This window comes from Kitasatospora purpeofusca (genome assembly GCF_034043715.1).
GTDB classification, from domain to species: domain Bacteria; phylum Actinomycetota; class Actinomycetes; order Streptomycetales; family Streptomycetaceae; genus Kitasatospora; species Kitasatospora purpeofusca_A.
Genome location: NZ_JAXCLC010000030.1, coordinates 63752 through 83947 on the forward strand (window position 1 = coordinate 63752; position 20196 = coordinate 83947).

Below are 20196 nucleotides of genomic sequence, written 5' to 3' on the forward strand. Positions count from 1 at the left end.
GTCATGACACGGACTCTGATCATCGGCGGCAGCGTCGCCGGCCTGGTGGCCGCGCTGGCGTTCGCCGACCTGGGGCACGACGTCACCGTGCTGGAGCGGGACGCCAACGAGGCCCCCGACACCGTCGACGAGGCGCACGGCGACTGGCAGCGGCCGACCGTGCCGCAGCTCCACCACTCGCACGCCTTCGGCTCGCTCGGCACCAACCTGCTGCGCGAGCGGCTGCCCTCCGTCTACCAGGCGCTGGTCGCGGCCGGCGTGCGGGAGATCGAGCTCGGCAAGGCGATGCCGCCGACCCTGGCCGACAAGACGCCGCACCCGGCCGACGCCGAGCTGCGGATGCTCGGCAGCCGGCGGACCACCTTCGAGCTGGTCCTCCGCCAGGAGGCGCTGCGCAAGCCCGGCATCTCGCTGCGCCGGGGCGAGACGGTGCGCGGCCTGACCGTCGCCGACCGCGGCCCGGCCCGGGTGACCGGCGTGGTCACCAAGGACGGCCGCACCATCGCGGCCGATCTGGTGATCGACGCCAGCGGCCGCCGCTCGCAGGGCCACGAGTGGCTGCGCGAGCACGGCCTGGCCGAGCCGGAACTGGTCGCGCAGAGCGCCGACATCACCTACTACACCCGCTACTACCGCGCGCACGGTCCGCGCCCGGTCGGTCCGCTCAACCGGGGCTTCGGCGCCGGCGGGCTCTGGGACCACTACACCGGTGTGATGTTCCTCGGCGACAACAACACCTTCGCCATCTCGTTCGGCATCCTGCCGGACGACACCGAGCTGAAGCAGATGCGGGCCGAGGACGTCTTCACCGCCGTGGTCCGGGCCACCCCGCTGCTCGCCCCCTGGGTGTCGCCGGAGGCCTCCGACCCGATCTCGCCGGTGCACGCGATGGCGGGCCTGGACAACTCGCTGAAGCTGTACGGGCAGGACGCCCAGCCGGTGCCCGGCTTCCTTCCGGTCGCCGACGCCGTCTGCACCACCAACCCGGCGTTCGGCCGCGGCGTCTCGCTGGCCATCGCCCATGTGCTCGGCCTGGCCGACCTGGTGCGCGAGCACCCGGAGCCGGACGCCGAGCAGGCCGCGCTGGCGGCCGGCCTGGCCGGGCGGACCTTCCGTCCGTGGTTCGAGGACGCCGTCCGCAACGACGCGGGCCGCGCCCGGCTCTGGCGGGCCACCGTGGCCGGCCAGCAGCTGCCGCCGCTGCCGCCGGACGTGCTCACCTTCGGCACGGTCGCCGAGGCGGCCGGTACCGACGAGGTGGTCTGGCGCCGGCTGGTCCGCACCATGATGTCGCTCGACAACCCGGCCGGCCTGTACGAGGACGAGGAGATCCGGCTGCGGGTCAAGCAGGCGGTCGCGGGCGGGCCCCCGCCGTTCCCCGCCCCGGACCGGGCGACCCTGGTCGACATCGTCCGCCGCGCCGCGAACTGACGCATCGTCATCACAGCGCCGCCCGACGCTGGTTGCCCCGCGTCGAGCGACGCCGCTCCACCGCACGGCCCCGCATCGCACCGTCGCACAGTTACAGGAGGAGAGTCATGAAGGTCGTCGACCACCCCAACGCCAAGCTCATGGAAGCGGTCTACGCCGCGTTCACCGTGGGCGACGTGCAGAAGGCGGCCAGTTACTGGACCAAGGACTGCGTGCACTACTACCCGGGCACCAGCGAGCTGTCCGGCGCGCACGAGGGCATCGAGTCCGCGCTGGCCTTCGCAGGCCGGATGTTCGAGATCTGCCAGGGCCGGATCACGATGGAGATCCACGAGATCGGCGCGAGCGACGGGTTCGCCTTCGCCACCGTCTTCACCCGGTACGAGCGTGAGGGCAAGAGCCTGGAGATGCCCTTCGTCAACGTCGCGCGGATCCAGGACGGCCTGATCGCCGAGTTCTGGACCTACCCCGAGGACCAGTACGCCGTCGACCAGTTCTGGGCCTGACCGCCCCCCGACTATTGAGAGGTCGCATCATCATGGCAGGCATCATCAGCAGCTGGGGTGACAACACCAACGGCCAGCTCGGCGACGGCGGGACCGTCAACCGGACCACCGCGCAGGACATCAAGGGACTGGAGAACGTGGTCAAGGTGGCGGCCGGCAGCGGCCACGCGCTGGCCCTGACCGGCGACGGCGAGCTCTGGGGCTTCGGCCGCAACGCCTTCGGCCAGCTCGGCGACGGCTCCACCGAGAACCAGGCCACCCCGGTCCGCACCGTCGGCCTGCCCGGCCGGGTCCGCTCGGTCGGCGCCGGCGGCGGCCACACCGCCGCCCTGCTGGAGGACGGCACCGTCTGGGCCTGGGGCGCCGGCTTCTTCTGCGCCCTCGGCGAGGCCAACTTCGGCGTGCAGCCGGTCCCGGTCCGGGTCGACGGCCTGGAGGACGTCGTCGAGCTGGCGGTCGGCGGCGCGCACAACCTCGCGCTCAAGGCCGACGGCACCGTCTGGTCCTGGGGCCGCGACGACCGCGGCCAGCTGGGCGACGGCCCCGGTTCGACCCGCGAGGGCCGGATCGTCCGCTCCTACATGACCGCCTCCTTCGACTGCCGGCCGCGCCCGGCCGTGATCGAGAACCTGGAGCCGGCCGTCAAGCTGAGCGCCGGCGGCGGCCACAGCATGGTCGTGCACGCCGACGGCACCGCCTCGGTCTGGGGCTTCAACGACCGGGGCCAGCTCGGCGACGGCACCACCGAGGACCGCGCCGCCCCGCAGAAGGTCGCGGGCCTGCGCTCGGTCACCCAGCTGGTCGGCGCCTACCACCACACGGTGGCGCTGCTGGCCGACGGCACCGTCTGGGCCTGGGGTCTCAACGACGGCGGCCAGCTCGGCGACGGCACCACCGCCGACCGCGCGGTGCCGGCCCCGGTGCCGGGCCTGACCGGCGTCAAGGCCGTGTCCGCCAGCGGCGGCGGCACCGACGCGGCCCCCGGCAACGGCGGGCACGCGCTGGCGCTGCTGGCCGACGGCTCGGTGCAGGGCTGGGGCTGGAACAACTGGGGCCAGCTGGCCGCCGGCCAGGTCCAGATCGTCCCCACCCCGACCCGGATCGCGCTGACCGGCCCGGCCGTGGGCGTCGCGGCCGGCGGTGAGATCCCGCCGACCAACAAGTTCATGGCCAACCCCGGCGGTGGCTTCGCCTTCGCCCTGCTGGGCTGAGCCCGGCCGTGCGCAACCGCCGGGCGGCCCGGCCCGTCCGGGCCGCCCGGCGCGGGGCCGTCCGGCCCGTCCACTCATGACCGCTGACCTCGGCCCGGGGGCGCCGTCCGCCCCCGGCCCGGTCCCCGCAGGGAGGCTCACCCCATGACCGCCGTTCCCCAGACCGCCCCTGCTTCGGCCGGCGCGGTGTTCCTCTCCGAATTGATGTTCCCGTCCACCCCGCGCTGCCTGGCGCTGGCCGCCGAGTTCAAGCTCGCCGAGCTGCTGGCCGAGGGCCCGCTGCCGGTGGCCGAGCTCGCCGAGCGCGCCGGAGCGACCGCGAGCGCGCTGGCCAAGGTGCTCTCGCTGCTCACCGAGGACGGTGTGTTCGAGGAGGTCGAGCCCGGCGTCTTCGCCAACACCGGGCTCTCCGAGCTGCTCCGCCCGGGCGTGCCCGGTTCGATGGACGCGATGGCCCGGATGGTCGGCGCCGAGTGGCTGTGGGCCTCCTGGGGCGCGCTGGACCACAGCCTGGCCACCGGGAAGCCCGGTTTCGAGAAGGTGCACGGCACCGCGCTCTGGCCCTGGCTGCAGAAGAACCCGTCCGCCGCTGCGACCTTCAACCAGGCGATGACCGACTTCACCGACGCCCTTTCCGACGCCCTGGTGTCCGCGTACCCCGAGTTCGCCGAGGCCGGCGCGGTCTGTGACCTCGGCGGCGGGCAGGGCACCTACCTGGCCGCGATCCTGCACAAGTACGACGCCCTCGCCCGCGGTGTGCTGGCCGACCTGCCGACCGTCATCGAGCAGGCCAGGACCCAGCCCGACGTCGCCAAGCTGGCCGAGCAGGGCCGGCTGGACTTCGAGCCGGTCGACTTCTTCGCCGGCGTCCCGGCCGGCATCGGCGCCTACGTCACCAAGCAGGTCTGGCACTCCTGGCCGGACGACGCGCTGGTCCGGCTGCTGCGCAAGTGCCGGGAGGCCTCGCCGGGCGCCCGCTTCGTCGCGGCGGAGCTGGTGCACCGGGAGGGCGTGCCGAGGTTCGTGAAGAACTTCGACCTGGTCATGCTGGTCACCATGAGCGGCGAGGTCCGCACCGAGGAGCAGTTCGCCGAGGTCTTCCGGCGCGGCGGCTTCCGGCTCAACCGGGTGGTGCCCACCGGTACGGCGTTCTCGCTGCTGGAGGCCGTGCCGGACCCCGACCCGCTGGACTGACTCGAAGCCCCGGGCGCCCGGGGGGGAATCCTCCGGGCAGTTCCGGGCAGTTCCGGGGATTCTCCGGAGGATATTGCGAGAGGGCCCGGATCCGATTTCGGATCCGGGCCCTCGGTATTCCCTCCGGGTATTTCCCGGAGAGATCGCGCCGCTCAGTCGAACCGGAATTCCGACAGGCCGCCGTGGGAGCGGTAGCCGAGCGAGCCGAACAGCGCCTGGACACCGTCGTTGCCCTCGGCGGTGACCGCCATGCCGACCAGCCCCTCGGCCCGCACCTCGGCCGAGGACTCGGCGAGCAGCGCCCGGGCGTACCCGCCGCGCCGCGCGTCGGGCCGCGAGTAGACCGGGCCGTAGCGCACCACGCCCGCCACGGCGGCGGTCCGGCCGAGGATCGCGACGGGCTCGCCGTCGAGCTCCCAGGCTCGCAGCAGGCCGCCGGCGATCTGGCCCCGGACGGAGCGCGAGGCCATCTCCCGGCTGAGTCCGGCGCCGTGCGCGGCCTCCAGGCACCAGTCGGTGAACAGCTCCGCCTCCTCCTCGCGGGCGGCCCTGGACTGCCCGTCCGGGGCCGGGCGGCCGTCGGCGGTGACGGCTCCGTCCAGGCGCAGGATCCGCTCGCGGCGGTCGGCCCGGACGGGTCGGCCGGTGGCCTCGGACCAGGCCGCGGCGAAGGCGGCGGCCGCCGCGTCCGGCCCGATCACGCCGGGCAGGAGGTCGGGCCCGGCGCCCAGTTCGGCGCCGAGCGCGGCCGCGGCGGCCGTCGGCATCCCGCTCAGCACGACCAGGTGCGGCGGCGTGAACGCCGCGACGCCGACCACCGGCGCCGTGTCCGAAGCCGGGTCCTCGACCCGGCTCCAGGCTATCGGCGGGGCGGTCGGCGGGCGGAATTTCGCGCCGGCCAGCATGGTCAGCAGGATGGAATTCTCGACCGGGTTACCGGCAAGCCACCCACCGGTTTCGGAGACGAAATCCTCGGTGTTCCTCGTGGTTTTTACGAACATATCGAAAAAATAGCCGGAGGGTGGATTGCTGGCAATGGGACGAGGGGGAACGGGCCCCGGTGCGTCCGGTTCCGGTCAGTTCGCTCCGGGCCGCCCGGCTCCCGGCCCGCCCTGGCCCGGACCGCCCTGGCCGCCGCGCGCGCCGGGACCGCCCTGACCGCCCTGGTTGCCCGGACCGCCCTGGTTGCCCGGACCGCCCTGGCCGCCGCCGGGCCGCCCCATCGTCCCGGCCGTGACGCCGGCCGTCATACCGCCCTCCAGCCCGAACAGCGAGCCGGTGACGAAGCTGGCCGCGTCGCTGCTGAGGAAGACCACCGCGTTGGCGACCTCCTCCTCGGTCGCGATCCGCCCCAGGGCGGTGGCCGCGCCGGCCCGCTCCAGCGCGCCCGGCTGGCCGCCGACCCGCTGGCGGAAGTCCTCGGTGTCGACCGGGCCGGTGATCAGCGCGTTGACCCGGATGCCCGCCGGACCGGCCTCCAGCGCGGTGGCCCGGGTCAGGCCGACCACCCCGTGCTTGGCCGCGGTGTACGCGCCCAGGCCGAAGGCGGTGCCCTGGACGCCGGCCGTGGAGGCGTTGTTGATGATGCTGCCGCCGCCGCTCGCCCGCATGGCGGCGATCTCGTGCTTCAGCGAGTGGTAGGTGCCGACGAGGTTGACCGCGATCACGGCGTTGAAGGCGTCCGCCGGGACCCGGTCCAGCGGCCCGAACGCCCCGCCGCCGCCGGCGTTGTTGAAGGCGATGTCGAGGCGACCGTGTCGCTCGACCGTGGTACTCACCAGGCGGGCGACGTCATCCTCGACGGTGACATCGGCGGCGACGAACTCCGCCTGTCCGCCCTTCTCGCGAATCCGCTCCACCACGGCGTTGCCTAGCTCGGCCCGGCGGCCGGAGACCACGACGGTCGCCCCGGCGGCGGCGAGCGCCAGTGCGGTGGCGGCCCCCATGCCCGAGGTGGAACCGGTCACGAGGGCGATCTTCCCCTGGAGTTGGCTCATCGTTAGCTGCCCTTCCGGGCGGCCGCGGCCGCCCTTGACGTTGGCTCTTGACGGCTAATTTTGATTGTATAGTCTATACGAATTCAAGCTCGGAGCAAGGTCTCCGAGCCGGCGGACGCCTCTCAAGGAGTACCCAATGAGCGCCCCGTACGCTGCACCCGCCCCGGAAGTGCCACGTAAAACCTTCTTGACGATCTTTGCTGCCCTGGTGCTTGCCATGTTCCTGGCAGCCCTGGACCAGACGATCGTGGCGACGGCCCTGCCGACCATCGCCGGTGACCTCGGCGGCGTGACCCACCTGGCCTGGGTCATCACCGCCTACATGCTGGCCGCCACCGCGGCCACGCCGCTCTGGGGCAAGCTGGGCGACCTCTACGGCCGCAAGCTGATGTTCCAGTCGGCGATCACCATCTTCCTGCTCGGCTCGGCGCTGTCCGGCCTCTCCGCCAACATCGGCCAGCTGATCGGCTTCCGCACCCTCCAGGGTCTGGGCGCCGGCGGTCTGATGGCGCTGGCCATGGCCCTGATCGCCGAGCTCGTCCCGCCCCGCGAGCGCGGCAAGTGGCAGGGCTACGCGCAGTCCTGCTTCGTGATCGCCGGTGTGGTCGGCCCGCTGATCGGCGGCGCCTTCGTCGACCACCTGTCCTGGCCGTGGATCTTCTACATCAACCTGCCGATCGGCGCGGTCGCGCTGGTGGTCGTCAGCTCGGTGCTGAAGCTGCCGGTCAACAAGCAGAAGAAGCAGCTCGACTACCTCGGCTCGGCGCTGCTCAGCTCCGCCATCGTCGCGATCCTGCTGGTCTCGGTCTGGGCCGGGGACCAGTACGCCTGGGGCTCGGTCCAGATCATCGGCCTGCTGGTGCTCGCCGCGGTGCTGCTGGTCGGCTTCGTCCTGCAGGAGAAGCGGGCCAGCGAGCCGGTCGTCCCGCTGGAGCTGTTCAAGGACCCGGTCATCCTGGTGGCCACCGTCGGCCTCTTCCTCGCCTCGATCTCGCTCTTCGTGGCGACCGTCTACACCCCGCTCTTCCTCCAGGTCGCCAACGGGGACACCGCCACCGAGTCCGGGCTGCTGCTGGTCCCGCTGATGATCGCGACCGTGGTCAGCCTGACCATCTCGGGCAAGGTCGTCGCGGCGACCGGCAAGTACAAGCTGTTCCCGATCGCGGGCCTGCTGATCATGGCGGTCGGCCTGTACCTGATGTCGACCCTCAAGGCCGACTCCTCCGAGGTGGCCGCGGGCGGCTTCCTGGCGGTCTTCGGTATCGGCTTCGGTCTGGTCACCCAGGTGCTCATCGCGGCGGTGCAGAACTCCGTCGAGATGCGCCAGCTGGGTGTGGCGACCGCCGCGGCGAACTTCTTCCGCTCGCTCGGTGGCGCCATGGGTGTGACCGTCTTCGGTGCCATCCTCAACGCCCAGCTGCGCGACCAGCTGCCGAAGAAGGTGCCGGCCGAGGCGCTGGCGCGGCTCGGCACGGACGGTCTGCTGACCTCGCCGGCCAAGGTCCGGGCGCAGGCGCCCGAGGTGCGCGACGGTGTGGCCTCGGCGCTGGCCGGGTCGCTGCACACGGTCTACCTGATCGGCATGGTCATCGCGCTGCTCGGCGCCCTGGTCGTGGTCTTCCTCCAGGAGCGTCCGATGCGGGCGCCGATGGGCGCGCCCGGCGGCAAGGGTCCCGGCGGCCAGGGTGGCCCGGGCGGTCCCGGCGGCCAGCAGGGCCAGGGCGGCCCCGGCGGCGGCCAGTGGCAGGGTCAGGGCGGCCAGGGTGGCGGCCAGGGCCAGGGCGCGCCCGGTGGTGGCCAGTGGCAGGGCCAGGGCCAGGGAGCCCCGGCCGGTCAGGGCCAGGGTGCCCCGGCGGGCCAGGGTGGCCAGGGCGGTCAGCCCGGGCACGCCGGCCCCGCGGGCGGGCGGCCGGAGACCGCGGCCGGCTGACGGCCGCCGCTCCGCCCCGGTCGACCGACCGGCGTCCGCCCCGATAGCCCCTCCTCCCCTACCGTTACCCCCGGCGGTAGGGGAGGAGGCTTGTCCGGGGCCGGAACTGATCGCGCGTCATCACTGGATACGGCTCGAAACGGACGCCGAAAGCCGTCGCGGAGTGAGTGTTCACCCGCTAGGCTGGACTGGCAGTCGGCACCCCGGCCGCGGTGGGGCGGGGTGTCTGGCACGGCCTTCCCCGCCGCACTCCGAGCGCCGGGAGTACCGGCGCGACCAGCCCACCAGGAAGCGGGTCGACTCCATGGCCGACATACCCAGCCCCCGGCGTGCACTCTCCCGGGACCTCCCGCCCGCCGCCCCCGGCATTCCCCCGGCGACCAGGATCGGTGTCATCGGTCTCGGCGTCATGGGCGGCGGCATGGCCTCCCGCCTGCTCGACCAGGGCCACCGGATCGTGGTCCACAACCGCACCCCCGAGCGTGCCGCCCCGTTCGCCGCCCGCGGCGCCGTGGTCGCCGCCACCCCGGCCGAACTGGCCTCCCAGGTGGACGTGGTGCTGCTCAGCCTGGCCTCCGAGGCCGCCGTCGAGGAGCAGCTGTTCGGCGCCGGCGGGGTGCTGGAGACGCTGCCCGCCCACGGCATCGTGATGGACACCAGCACCGTCTCCCCGGACTTCGCCCGATCGGTGGCCGAGCGCGTCGCCGGCCGCGGCCGCGGCGCCGTCGACGCCTGCATCATCGGCAACGGCCAGCACGCCAAGGACGGCGAACTGCGCTTCATGGTCGGCGGGTCCGCCGAGACCTTCGAGCGGCTGAGCGCCGTACTGGAGCCGCTCGCCAAGGAGATCCGCCACCTCGGCCCGAGCGGCCTCGGCGCCACCGCCAAGGTGATGCTCAATGTGCTGATGGGCGTCGAGATGCAGGTGCTCGCCGAGTCGGTGACGCTGGCCCAGCGGGCCGGCATCGACCGCGAGCTGGCCCTCTCGATGATCAGCGAGAGCGGCTTCAGCTCGCCCGTGATGAAGTACAAGGCCGGCGTGATGCGCCGCCGGGCCTACGGCGAGCCGCAGTTCCGGCTCGACCTGATGCGCAAGGACCTCCGGCTGGCCACCGCCGAGGCCGGCCGCCTCGGTGTCGCGACCCCGGTCTGCGACGCCACCCACGAGACCCTGGTCGCCGCCGCCGAGGCGGGCCTCGGCGAGCTGGACTGTGCCGCCGTGCTCTCCCACGCGGAGGTCACCGCCGGGCTTCCCGGCGCCCCGGACCGTACGTGAACCACTCGCCCTCACTGAGGAGTTGATCCACGTGTTCCAGCCAAGACGACCCGGGGCGGCCGGATTGGGCACCGCCCTGGTGGCCCTGTTGACCGCTCTCGTCCTGCTCGCCGCCACCAATGGCGCCGGTGCCGAGGACACCGAGTCCCGCCCCCGTCCGGCGAACTGGAGCAGTTGGCAGTTCGACCAGGCCGGCAGCCGGTTCAACGGCCAGGAGAGCCGGATCACCCCGGCCACCGTCGGCGGCCTCGGCCTCAAGTGGGCCTTCGGTCACGAGAAGGTCCAGGGCGTCTACCTCGGCAGCCAGCCCGCCGTGGTGGACGGCACCCTCTACGTCGGCGGCGCCGAGGGCACCTTCCACGCCCTGGACGCCAAGACCGGCGCGGCGCGCTGGACCTTCGACGTCGCCCCGGTGGCCGGCGCCCACTCGGCCACCAACCCGGACCCGGTCCGCAGCAGCCCGGCCGTCGAGGGCGGCACCGTCTACTTCGGTGACAACCGCGGCTACCTGTACGCGCTCGACCGCCGCACCGGCGCCCTGCGCTGGTCGCTGAAGCTGGACGCCCACCCGCAGGCCCAGATAACCAGCTCGCCGCTGGTCTACAACGGCCAGGTCTACGTGGGCGTGTCCAGCAGGGAGTCCGGCGCCACCTTCGACCTGACCTACCCGTGCTGCACCTTCCGCGGTTCGGTGGTCGCCGTCAACGCGTACACCGGACAGCTGAGTTGGCGGCACTGGACCACGCCCCAGCCGCAGCAGGTCGGCACCTGGCCCAACGGCGCGGCCCGCTACGAGCCCTCCGGCGTCGCCGTGTGGAGCTCCCCGGTGGTCGACCGGGAGACCGGCACCATCTACGTCGGCACCGGCCAGAACTACACCGGCGCGGCCGGCGACACCGACTCGGTGCTCGCCCTGGACGCCCGCGACGGCAACGTCCGCTGGCGGTCCCAGGAGGTCTTCCCGGACACCTTCACCGTCGCCTGCGGCATCCCCGGCGCCGACGCCTACTGCCCCAGCAAGGCCAACGGCACCGACCACGACTGGGACTTCGGCGCCAGCGCCAACGTCTTCAGCATCGGCGACCGCCGGGTGATCGGCATCGGCCAGAAGAACGGCGTCTACCACGTCTACGACGCGCTGACCGGCGCCAAGGTCTGGGACCGCGCGGTGGTCGCCGACCCCAACACCAAGGGCGGCAGCTCGGGCATCCAGTGGGGTACCAGCTACGACGGCACCCGGCTCTACGTCGCCACCTGGTTCGCCAACCCGGGCACCCTGTACGCGCTCGACCCGGCGACCGGGGCGATCCTCTGGCAGACCGAGAGCCCGGCCGACGGCTGCCAGTGGGGCGGCGCGGCCGCCAATCCCGAGCTGTGCCAGCGGGCCTTCACCCCCGCCGTGACCGCCACCCGTGGCCTGGTCTACGAGGGCGGCGCCGACGGCAAGATGCGGGTCTTCTCGGCCACCACCGGCGCGGTGCTCTGGCAGTACGACGTGGTCCGCGACTTCACCACGGTCAACGGCGTGCCGGGGCACGGCACGGCGCTCTCCGGTGGCGGCGGCGCGGTGGTCGCGGACGGCATGCTCTACGTCCAGGCCGCGTACTACCCGCAGTACCCGAGCAATGCGGGCGGCGTTCTGCTCGCCTTTTCCCTACCGTAGGACCAGTCGGCTCAGCGAAGGTCAACTCACGGCCGGCGGCAACCAGTTGCCGCCGGCCCTGGCAAGGAGGAAATTATGGAGCTCGTCGTGGTGGGAGCGGCCGGTCGGACCGGACGGCTGCTCGTCGAGAAGGCCCTGGAGAACAAGCACAGCGTCACCGCGCTGCTGCGCGACCCGGCCAAGCTGCCGATCGAGCACGAGCGGCTGAGCAAGGTCCGCGCGGACGTGTTCGACGTCAACTCGCTGACCGGTCCGCTGGCCGGCAAGGAGGCCGTGGTGATCGCGCTGGGGGTGACCACCCGCACCACGACCACGGTGTTCTCCGAGGGCGCGCGCAACGTCATCGCCGCCGCCCGGGCGGGCGGGGTGCGCCGGCTGGTCACCATGTCCTCGGCCGGTCTGGAGACCAAGCACCTGCCGGCGATGCAGCGCTTCGTCGCCGAGTTCGTGGTGGACCGGGTCTACCGGAACATCCACCTCGACCTGGCCCGGATGGAGGACGAGGTCGAGGCCAGCCCGCTGGACTGGACGATCGTCCGGGTGCCGATGCTGACCGACGGTCCGGCCACGCCCAACTACCAGGCGGTGGTGGGCGGCCACATCGCGAAGGCGTCGCGCATCGCGCGGGCGAACGTCGCCGACTACATCGTCACCCATCTGGATGACACGGCCACCTACGGCCGGCGCGTCGAGGTGGCCAACTGATGACCCCCGGCGGGGGCCGGCCCGCCCGCGGCATGTCCGCGGCGCGGGCCGGCCGCGCGCCGGCCGCCCGCCGCCGGGACTGACCGGGACCGACCGGGACCGACCGGGACCGACCAGGACCGACCAGGACCGACCGGGACTGACCGGGCCCGGCCGGGCCGATCGAGGCACCGGTCCGGCCCGACCTGGGCCGACCTGGGCCGACCTGGGCCCACCGACGCTGATCGAGGGGGAAACGCACCGTGAACATCGTCGTCTTCGGCGCGACCGGTGGCACCGGCCGCCACTTCCTGGAGCTGGCCGCCGAGGCCGGGCACTCCACCGTCGCCTTCGCCCGCGACCCGCTGGCCCTGGCCGACGCCCGTCCCAGCACCATCCGGCAGGGCGACGTGCTCGACCCGGACGCGGTGGCCCGCGCCGTCGAGGGCGCGGACGCGGTGGTCTCCGCGCTCGGCATCGGCTACAGCCGGGCCGCCACCACCGTCTACTCGGCCGGCACCGACCACATCCTCAAGGCGATGCGCGCCACCGGCGTCTCCCGGGTGGTGTGCGTCTCCACCACCAGCATGAGCCCGGTGCCCTGGCGCGCCGCGCCGTTCCAACGGGCCCTCACCTCCTGGGTGCTGCACCCGATGCTCCGCCGGCCGTACGCCGACATGGCGCGAATGGAGCGGTTGCTGCTGGAGGACACCGAGCTGGACTGGACCCTGGTCCGGGCCGCCCGGCTCACCGGCGGCCGGGCCCGGGGCCGCTACCGCACGGCGGCCGGCCACCGGCTGCCCGGGGCCTGGTCGATATCCCGCGCCGACCTCGCGCACTACCTGCTCACCGCGCTCCAGGCGCCGGCCGCCCCGCGCGAGGTCGTGGAGATCGCCTACTGACCGCCGGTCCGCCGCCTGACCGACCGCCCGCCGCCACTCAGCCGTCCGCCCGTAGCCCGTCCGTAGCCCGCCCGTGGCCCGTCCGGCCGAACGATCCCGGCCGTCGGCCGCCCGCGCGCCGCGCCGCCCGTACTCAACACGCGGTACGGCCGGCTACTCCCGCCGTGCGATGCCCCGCCCACCCCGGCCGGGCAGAGTAGGGGGTGATCCCGTGGATCACCCAAGCCATGGGCCGGCGACCGTACACCATCCACCCGGTGGCCGCCGGCCCGTGGCCCGCGTCGCCCCTCGCCCTCCGGAGCACGATCCGATGCCCACACGTCCTGGTTCGCCCGCCGCCGACACCCCCGAGGCCCCGACGGCCCCCGCCGTGCCCCCGGCCGGCCGCGCCGACCGGCCGGAACCCCCGGCCGGCCGCGCCGGGCGCCTCCGCCTGCCCAAGCACGCCCGCCGGGTCTGGCTGACCGTGCACGTCGCCTGCTCGGTCGGCTGGCTCGGCCTGACCGCCGGTGTGCTCGCCCTCGGCATCGCCGGCCGCTTCTCCGACAACCCGGACACCGTGCGCGCCGCCTACCTGGCGCAGGAGATCTTCGCCGACTGGCTGCTGATCCCGATCAGCCTGCTCTCGCTGCTCTCCGGCGTGCTGCTGTCCCTCGGCACCACCTGGGGCCTGCTGCGGCACCGCTGGGTCGCCACCAAGTTCTGGCTCACCCTGGCCGCCACCCTGGCCTCGATCTTCGCCCTGCGCGCCTTCATCCACGACGCCGCCGGCCAGGTCGCGGCCGGTACCGTCCCGCCGGACGGCCGCGCCCCGCACGTGCTGGTGATCGCCCCCTCGGTGGCCCTGGCCATCTACCTGACCGCCACCGTGCTCTCCGTGGTCAAGCCCTGGGGCATGACCAAGCGGGGCCGGCGACTGGCCGCCGAGGCCCGCGCCGCACGCGTCGACCGGGCCGCGGGCGCGGCGCCGGGGCGGTGACCGTTACCCGTTCATGAGCACCGACCACGTGAGCACCGGCCACGACCCCTATCCCGGACCGCCGTGGACCAGACCCTCCTGGACCAGGCTCTCCGCCCTCCTGGTGGCCCTGGTCCAGGTGGTCGGCTCCACCGCCGCCGCCCGCCAGCAGACCGACCGGGCCGCGCTCGACGCGGTCGGCTACGCGCTGCTGCTGCTCGGGCCCGCCCTGCTGCTCCTGCGCGACCGCTTCCCCGGCCCGGTGGTGGCCGGCGTCACCGCCGTCACCATCGGCTACCTGCTGGCCGGCTACCCGTACGGCCCGGTGTTCTTCAGCCTCGCCGTCGCCGTCTACGGCGCGCTCGCCCGGGGCCGCCGCCGGTGGGCCTGGATCTCTCTCGGCGGCGGCTACCTGCTCCACCTGGCCAGCTCCCACCTGCTGCCGCACGACTGGCAGCGCGCCCCCGGACCCGGCCCGAGCTGGTGGCAGGAGGCCGGGGCGGCGGCCTGGCTGCTGCTGATCCTGGCCGGCGCCGAGATCATGCGCTCGCGCGGCGAGCAGCTCGCCGCCCGGCGGCTGGCCCGGCGGCAGGCGGAGGAGAACCGCGCCGCCGAGGAGCGGCTGCGGATGGCCCGCGAACTCCACGACATCCTGGCCCACTCCATCTCGGTGATCCACCTCCAGGCCGGGGTGGCCCTGGAGCTCATCGACGAGCACCCGGACCAGGTGCGGGCCGCGCTGACCGTCATCAAGGCGACCAGCAAGGAGGCGCTCGGCGAGGTCCGCCAGGTGCTCGGCACCCTGCGCGGCCCGGACGGCCAGGCCCCGCGCACCCCCGCCCCCGGCCTCGCCCGGCTGCCCGAACTCGTGACCCAGGCCGGCCACGCCGGGCTCGCCGTCACGGTCGACACGGTGGGAACCGCCCGGCCGCTCCCCGCCCAGGTGGAGCTGGCCGCGTTCCGGATCGTCCAGGAGGCGCTCACCAACGTCATCCGCCATTCGGCCGCGCGGAGCGCCACCGTTCTGATGGACTGGTCCTCCCCGGCGGGGCTGCTGCTCCGGGTGGACGACCCGGGCCCGGCCGCCGGCGGCGAGGGCGGCGGCTCCGGCAACGGACTGATCGGCATGCGGGAGCGGGCCGCGGCCTTCGCCGGCGAGCTGACCACCGGTCCGCACGGCGGCGGCTTCCGGGTCCGGGCCTGGCTGCCCGACCCCGCGGGGTCGGGCACGGCGACTGAGGGGAAGCGGACGGGATGATCCGAGTACTGCTGGCGGACGACCAGGTCCTGGTCCGGGCGGGCTTCCGGGCCCTGCTCGACGCCCAGCCCGACCTCGAGGTGGTGGGCGAGGCGGACGACGGCGCGGCGGCCGTCCGGCTGGTGGAGGAGCTGCGGCCGGACGTCGTGCTGATGGACATCCGGATGCCCGGCACCGACGGCCTGGAGGCCACCCGCCAGATCTGTTCCCGACCCGAGCTCTCCGCCGTCCGGGTGGTGGTGCTGACCACCTTCGAGATGGACGAGTACATCTTCGAGGCGCTGCGGCTGGGCGCGGCCGGCTTCCTCGCCAAGGACACCGAACCGGCCGACCTGCTGCGCGCCGTCCGGGTCGCCGCGGTCGGCGACTCCCTGCTCTCCCCGGGCGTGACCCGCCGGGTGATCGACGAGTTCGCCAGCCGCTCCCGGGAGCCCTCCGCCGGCGGGCAGCTGCTGGACGCGCTCACCGACCGGGAGCGCGAGGTGCTCACCCTGGTCGGGATGGGCCTGAGCAACGACGACATCGCCCGCCGCCTGGTGGTCAGCCCGCTCACCGCGAAGACCCACGTCAGCCGCGCCATGGTGAAGCTCGGCGTGCGCGACCGCGCCCAGCTGGTCGTCCTCGCCTACGAGTCCGGCCTGGTCCGCCCCGGCTGGCTGTAGCGCCGCGAGCGCCGGGAGCGGCCCGGGAGCAGTCCGGGCCCCGGGGCGTACTCCCGGTGTCGTACCCGCGGTGCCGCTCCCCGGAGGACGCGGCGGACCCCCCTTCGGCGAGAAGCTCGTGGTGGCCTCGGGGACCGTCCGGGGCCGGCGCGGCCCCCGTCCGAACGTGCGGGGCACACCGAGGAGTTGACCGACATGCAGAGCACCGCACTGCTCGCCGACGCTTACTGCCGGGACGGCTGGGGCCCGTGGAACGGGGGCGGCGGCCCCGGTCCGTGGTTCCTGCTCTTCCCGCTGTTCTGGCTGATCGTCCTGGTCACCGTGTTCACCGTCTTCCGCCGCCGCGGCTTCGCCCGGCGCGGACCGTGGGGCCCGCCGTGGGCCGGTCAGTGGGGCGGCCCCTGGGGCGGCGGCGGCCCGGGCTGGCGCGGCGGCCCCTGGGGCGGCGGCGGTACCGAGGCCCCGCTGGCGAGCCTGGCCCGCCGGTACGCCGACGGTGAGATCACCGAGGAGGAGTACCGCACCCGCCGGGACACCCTGCTGGAGCACCTCCAGGGCCCGGACGACACCAAGCCGGGCCAGGGCGGTGGCAAGTGACCGCCGTCCCGGTCCTCGAACTGGTCGAAACCGACCGGATGGCCGCCCGGGTGGCCGACGCGGTCAAGGTCTACGGTGTGGGCCGCACCGAGGTGCGCGCCCTGGACCACGTGACCGTCGGCTTCCCGGCCGGCCGGCTCACCGCGATCATGGGCCCGTCCGGCTCCGGCAAGTCCACCCTGCTGCACTGCGCGGCGGGGCTGGACCGGCTGACCGCCGGCACCGCGATGATCGGTGACACCGAGCTGGAGAACCTCAACGACCGCAGGCTGACCCTGCTGCGCCGGGAGCGGATCGGCTTCGTCTTCCAGTCCTTCAACCTGGTGCCGGTGCTGACCGCCCGGGAGAACATCACGCTGCCGGTCGACCTGGCCGGCGGCGAGGTGGACCGGGAGTGGGTGGAGACCCTGATCGACGCGGTCGGCCTGCGGGACCGGCTGGAGCACCGGCCGACCGAGCTGTCCGGCGGCCAGCAGCAGCGGGTCGCGCTGGCCCGCGCGCTGGCCGGCCGTCCGGAGGTGGTCTTCGCGGACGAGCCGACCGGCAACCTGGACTCCCGGACCGGCGCCGAGGTGCTGGAGCTGATGCGCCGCGCGGTGGACGAGATGGGCCAGACGGTGGTCATGGTCACCCACGACCCGACCGCCGCCGGCTACGCGGACGAGGTGCTGTTCCTCGCCGACGGCCGGCTGGTGGACCGGATGGAGCGGCCCACCCCGGCCGGGGTGCTGGACCGGATGAAGGACTTCGACCACGCCCCCGCGGCAGCCCTGGGAGGCGCGGGGTCATGAGCGAGCGAAGCGAGCGAATCATCGTGGGGTGCGTATTGCGCGAAGCGCCTGCCGAGCGCAGCGAGGTGGGCGCATGAGTAGTGCCACCGCCACTCTTCGGATCAGTCTGCGCTCGCTGGCCGCGCACAAGCGCCGGCTGGCCGGGACGTTCACCGCGATCCTGCTCGGGGTGAGCTTCCTGACCGGCACCCTGGTGCTCGGCGACACCCTGCGCGGCAGCTTCGACACCCTGTTCGCCGATGCCAACCGAGGCACCGACGCGGTGGTGCGCAGCGCCGACGTGATGGACACCGAGAACACCTTCGGCGGCGTCCGCGCCCCGGTCGACCTCGCGCTGGCGGACCAGCTGCGCCAGGTGCCCGGGGTCGCGGCGGCCGAGCCGGCCATCCAGGGCTCCGGCCAGCTGATCGGCAAGAACGGCAAGGCGGTGGGCGGCCAGGGTCCGCCCACGCTGGCCGGTTACTGGCAGCCGGACAGCGGGCTCAACCCGTACCGGCTGGCCGAGGGCCGGGCGCCGCAGCAGCCGGGGGAGGCGGTGATCAACCGGGGCGCGGCCAAGGCCGGTGAGCTGAGGATCGGCGACTCGACCATTCTGCGCGCCCCCGACCCGGTGCCGGTGACGATCGTCGGCATCGCGACCTTCGGCGCCGAGGCCGACGGCATGGGCCAGAACACTTACACCGGGCTGACCCTCGCGGACGCCCAGCGCTACCTGACCCCGAAGGGGCAGGGCCAGGCCACCTCGATCCAGTTCCGGGCCTCGGGCGGCGTCTCCCAGCAGGAGCTGGTGACGGCGCTGACGGCGAAGCTGCCGGCCGGGCTGGAGGCGGTGACCGGGACGAAGGTCTCGGAGGAGGCCACCGCGCAGGTGTCCAGCCGCTTCCTGACCATGTTCACCACCCTGCTGCTGGTCTTCGCGGGCATCGCGCTGCTGGTGGCGACCTTCACCATCCACAACACCTTCGCCATCGTGGTGGCGCAGCGCACCAGGGAGAACGCGCTGCTCCGGGCGCTGGGCGCGGCCCGCGGCCAGGTGCTGGGGGCGACCCTGGCGGAGGCGGTGGTGGTCGGGCTGGCGGCCTCGGTGGCCGGACTGCTCGGCGGGATCGGGATTGCGGCCGGGCTGAAGTCGCTGTTCAAGGTGATCGGCTTCAGCCTGCCGACCGGCAGCCTGGTGATCAGCGCGGTCTCGGTGGCGCTGCCGCTGCTGGTGGGCACGGTCACGGCGGTCGGCTCGGCGGTCGCGCCGGCCGTGCGGGCGGGCCGGACGGCGCCGCTGGCCGCGATGCGGGCGGTGGCGGTGGACGGCTCGGCCGACGGCCGGGCCGGCCGGATCCGCTGGATCGCCGGTGCGCTGCTGATCGCGGCCGGCGTGGCCGGCACGGTGGTCGGCGCGACGGACGGCCCCTCGGTCGGGCTGACGGCGGGCGGGGCGGTGGCGACGCTGCTCGGCGTGGTGGTGCTCGGTCCGGTGTTCGCGACCTTCGTGGTGCGGCTGCTGGGCGCGCCGCTGCCGAGGCTGCGCGGGATGCCGGGTGTGCTGGCGCAGCGCAACGCGACCCGCAATCCGAAGCGGACGGCCGCGACGGCCAGCGCGTTGATGGTCGGGGTCACGGTGGTCTCGCTGTTCACCGTCTTCGGCGCGTCGATCAAGGCGACCATGGACGACACGGTGAGCCGGACCTTCGCCGGGGACCTCGCGATCTCCACCGGCGGCTTCCGGGCCGGCGCGCTCAGCCCGAAGCTGGCGGACGCGGTGGCCGGTCTGCCGGAGGTGCGGCAGAGCGTGGGCCTGGGCCGGGGTGTGGCGCGGGTGGACGGCCACGGCCGGACCCTGGACGTCACCGATCCGGCCCGGCTGGCGGGCATCGTGGACCTCGGCCGGGTGGACGGTTCGCTCGAGCTGGGCACCGACGGCCTGGCGGTGTCCAGGACGGAGGCGGAGAAGCAGGGCTGGCTGGTGGGTACCACCGTGCCGGTGCGGTTCAGCGACGGTGCCGAGGCGCCGTTCACGGTGAAGGCGCTGTACCAGGGCAGTGAGCTGGCCGGCGACTACCTGGTCACCCGGGAGGCGTGGGCCCCGCACAAGGGCCAGGACGCCGACTCACTGGTGGCGGTCGCGCTGAAGGACGGGGTGTCGCTGTCGGCCGGCAAGGCGGCGGTGACGGCGGCGGCGGTGCCGTTCGGCGATCCGAAGGTGCAGACCCGGTCGGAGTACGCGAAGAGCGCGGCCTCGGTGGTCGACATCATGCTCTCGGTGGTCTACGCCCTGCTGGCGCTCGCGGTGCTGATCGCGCTGCTGGGGATCGCCAACACGCTGACGCTGGCGGTGCACGAGCGGACCAGGGAGCTGGGCCTGCTGCGGGCGGTCGGCCAGACCCGCAGCCAGTTGCGCGCGATGGTGCGCTGGGAGTCGGTGCTGGTGGCGATGTTCGGCACGATCGGCGGCCTGGGCCTGGGGGCGTTCCTGGGCTGGGCGCTGGTCCGGGCGGCCGACACCGAGGGGACGGGCAGCTTCGCCGTCCCGCCGCTCCAACTGTCGGTGGTGCTGGTGGCCGGGCTGGTGGCGGGTGCGGTGGCCGGGTTGCGGCCGGCCCGCCGGGCGGCCCGGCTGGACATCCTGCGGGCGATCGCGGCGGGCTGACGGCCGCCGCGCCGAGGCCGCGCACGCCGGAGCCCGGGCCCCCCGACCAACGGGGCCCGGGCTCCGGACGTGTGCGCGGTGCGGGGTTCAGGCCGCGGCGGGCAGCTCGTCCAGGCCCTGCTGGACCAGCGCGGCCAGGCGGTCCAGGGCCTCGTCGGCGCCCTCGGCGTCGGAGGCCAGCACGACCTCGTCGCCGCCCTGCGCGCCGAGCGCGAGCAGGCCGAGCATGGAGCCGGCGTTGACCGGGTTGCCGCCCGGCTTGGTGATGGTGATCGGCACGCCGGTGGCCGCGACGGCCTTGACGAAGACGGAGGCGGGACGGGCGTGCAGGCCCTCGGCCCAACCGATGGTGACGCGGCGCTCGGCCATGAGACGTGCCTTTCCGGTGAAGCTGGTCATGGCCGCGATGGGGGGAACGGCCATGTTGTCTAGACCAGTGTTGCATGCAGCCGACCCCTGCGAGCAGCCGCGTTCGGGACTTGTGATTGTTTC

18 protein-coding genes are annotated in these 20196 nt (G+C 74.0%); 15 read left to right on the top strand and 3 right to left on the bottom strand.

The genetic code is table 11. The features are described 5' to 3' along the window. Window positions 1-3: 3 nt before the first annotated feature. The 4 genes from SM793_RS17535 to SM793_RS17550 all read left to right on the top strand — a co-directional run bounded on the left by SM793_RS17535 (window position 4) and on the right by SM793_RS17550 (window position 4342). Window positions 4-1431, top strand: a complete 1428-nt coding sequence (locus SM793_RS17535; protein ID WP_045942341.1) for an FAD-dependent oxidoreductase — start codon at window positions 4-6, stop codon at window positions 1429-1431. Between the two features lie 107 nt (window positions 1432-1538). Next, on the top strand, window positions 1539-1937 hold the full coding sequence (locus SM793_RS17540) for a nuclear transport factor 2 family protein (protein WP_320439126.1): 399 nt from the start codon (window positions 1539-1541) through the stop codon (window positions 1935-1937). Window positions 1938-1969: 32 nt separating this feature from the next. Beyond that, window positions 1970-3148, top strand: a complete 1179-nt coding sequence (locus tag SM793_RS17545) for an RCC1 domain-containing protein (protein ID WP_030396585.1) — start codon at window positions 1970-1972, stop codon at window positions 3146-3148. A gap of 144 nt (window positions 3149-3292) precedes the next feature. Continuing rightward, window positions 3293-4342: an ArsR family transcriptional regulator gene (locus SM793_RS17550; RefSeq protein ID WP_320439127.1), complete on the top strand. Its 1050-nt coding sequence runs from the start codon at window positions 3293-3295 to the stop codon at window positions 4340-4342. 152 nt (window positions 4343-4494) lie between these two features. On the opposite strand, the gene SM793_RS17555 is transcribed toward SM793_RS17550, so the two are convergent. After that, the gene (locus SM793_RS17555) at window positions 4495-5343 is read right to left on the bottom strand and encodes a GNAT family N-acetyltransferase (protein ID WP_320439128.1); all 849 of its coding nucleotides are present in this window, start codon (window positions 5341-5343) and stop codon (window positions 4495-4497) included. A gap of 75 nt (window positions 5344-5418) precedes the next feature. After that, the gene (locus SM793_RS17560; protein ID WP_320439129.1) at window positions 5419-6339 is read right to left on the bottom strand and encodes an SDR family NAD(P)-dependent oxidoreductase; all 921 of its coding nucleotides are present in this window, start codon (window positions 6337-6339) and stop codon (window positions 5419-5421) included. Between the two features lie 187 nt (window positions 6340-6526). On the opposite strand from SM793_RS17560, the gene SM793_RS17565 reads away from it, so the two are divergent. From SM793_RS17565 to SM793_RS17615, 11 genes are all read left to right on the top strand, one after another. Next, complete coding sequence (locus SM793_RS17565) at window positions 6527-8269, top strand: MDR family MFS transporter (protein ID WP_320439130.1); 1743 nt, start codon at window positions 6527-6529, stop codon at window positions 8267-8269. A 304-nt stretch (window positions 8270-8573) separates the two neighbouring features. Next, window positions 8574-9545, top strand: coding sequence for an NAD(P)-dependent oxidoreductase (locus SM793_RS17570; RefSeq protein WP_320439131.1), 972 nt, complete (start codon window positions 8574-8576; stop codon window positions 9543-9545). Window positions 9546-9576: 31 nt separating this feature from the next. Next, window positions 9577-11208: a PQQ-binding-like beta-propeller repeat protein gene (locus SM793_RS17575; RefSeq protein WP_320439132.1), complete on the top strand. Its 1632-nt coding sequence runs from the start codon at window positions 9577-9579 to the stop codon at window positions 11206-11208. A gap of 75 nt (window positions 11209-11283) precedes the next feature. After that, window positions 11284-11913, top strand: a complete 630-nt coding sequence (locus SM793_RS17580; RefSeq protein ID WP_320439133.1) for an NAD(P)-dependent oxidoreductase — start codon at window positions 11284-11286, stop codon at window positions 11911-11913. Between the two features lie 242 nt (window positions 11914-12155). Beyond that, the gene (locus SM793_RS17585; protein ID WP_320439134.1) at window positions 12156-12794 is read left to right on the top strand and encodes an NAD(P)-dependent oxidoreductase; all 639 of its coding nucleotides are present in this window, start codon (window positions 12156-12158) and stop codon (window positions 12792-12794) included. A gap of 310 nt (window positions 12795-13104) precedes the next feature. Next, on the top strand, window positions 13105-13773 hold the full coding sequence (locus SM793_RS17590; protein ID WP_320439135.1) for a DUF2269 domain-containing protein: 669 nt from the start codon (window positions 13105-13107) through the stop codon (window positions 13771-13773). Window positions 13774-13786: 13 nt separating this feature from the next. Further along, entirely contained in the window at window positions 13787-15010 is a 1224-nt protein-coding gene (locus SM793_RS17595; RefSeq protein WP_320439136.1) for a sensor histidine kinase, read from the top strand. Next, entirely contained in the window at window positions 15007-15672 is a 666-nt protein-coding gene (locus SM793_RS17600) for a response regulator transcription factor (RefSeq protein WP_320439137.1), read from the top strand. The genes SM793_RS17595 and SM793_RS17600 overlap by 4 nt, the downstream gene beginning before the upstream one ends. Before the next feature lie 195 nt (window positions 15673-15867). Beyond that, window positions 15868-16269, top strand: coding sequence for an SHOCT domain-containing protein (locus tag SM793_RS17605; RefSeq protein WP_320439138.1), 402 nt, complete (start codon window positions 15868-15870; stop codon window positions 16267-16269). Window positions 16270-16307: 38 nt separating this feature from the next. Next, a complete protein-coding gene (locus SM793_RS17610) occupies window positions 16308-17060 on the top strand; it encodes an ABC transporter ATP-binding protein (RefSeq protein ID WP_320439149.1) in 753 nt (250 codons plus the stop codon). A gap of 73 nt (window positions 17061-17133) precedes the next feature. Next, complete coding sequence (locus SM793_RS17615; protein WP_320439139.1) at window positions 17134-19704, top strand: ABC transporter permease; 2571 nt, start codon at window positions 17134-17136, stop codon at window positions 19702-19704. Between the two features lie 87 nt (window positions 19705-19791). On the opposite strand, the gene SM793_RS17620 is transcribed toward SM793_RS17615, so the two are convergent. Beyond that, window positions 19792-20073: an HPr family phosphocarrier protein gene (locus SM793_RS17620; RefSeq protein ID WP_030396570.1), complete on the bottom strand. Its 282-nt coding sequence runs from the start codon at window positions 20071-20073 to the stop codon at window positions 19792-19794. Window positions 20074-20196 lie beyond the last annotated feature (123 nt).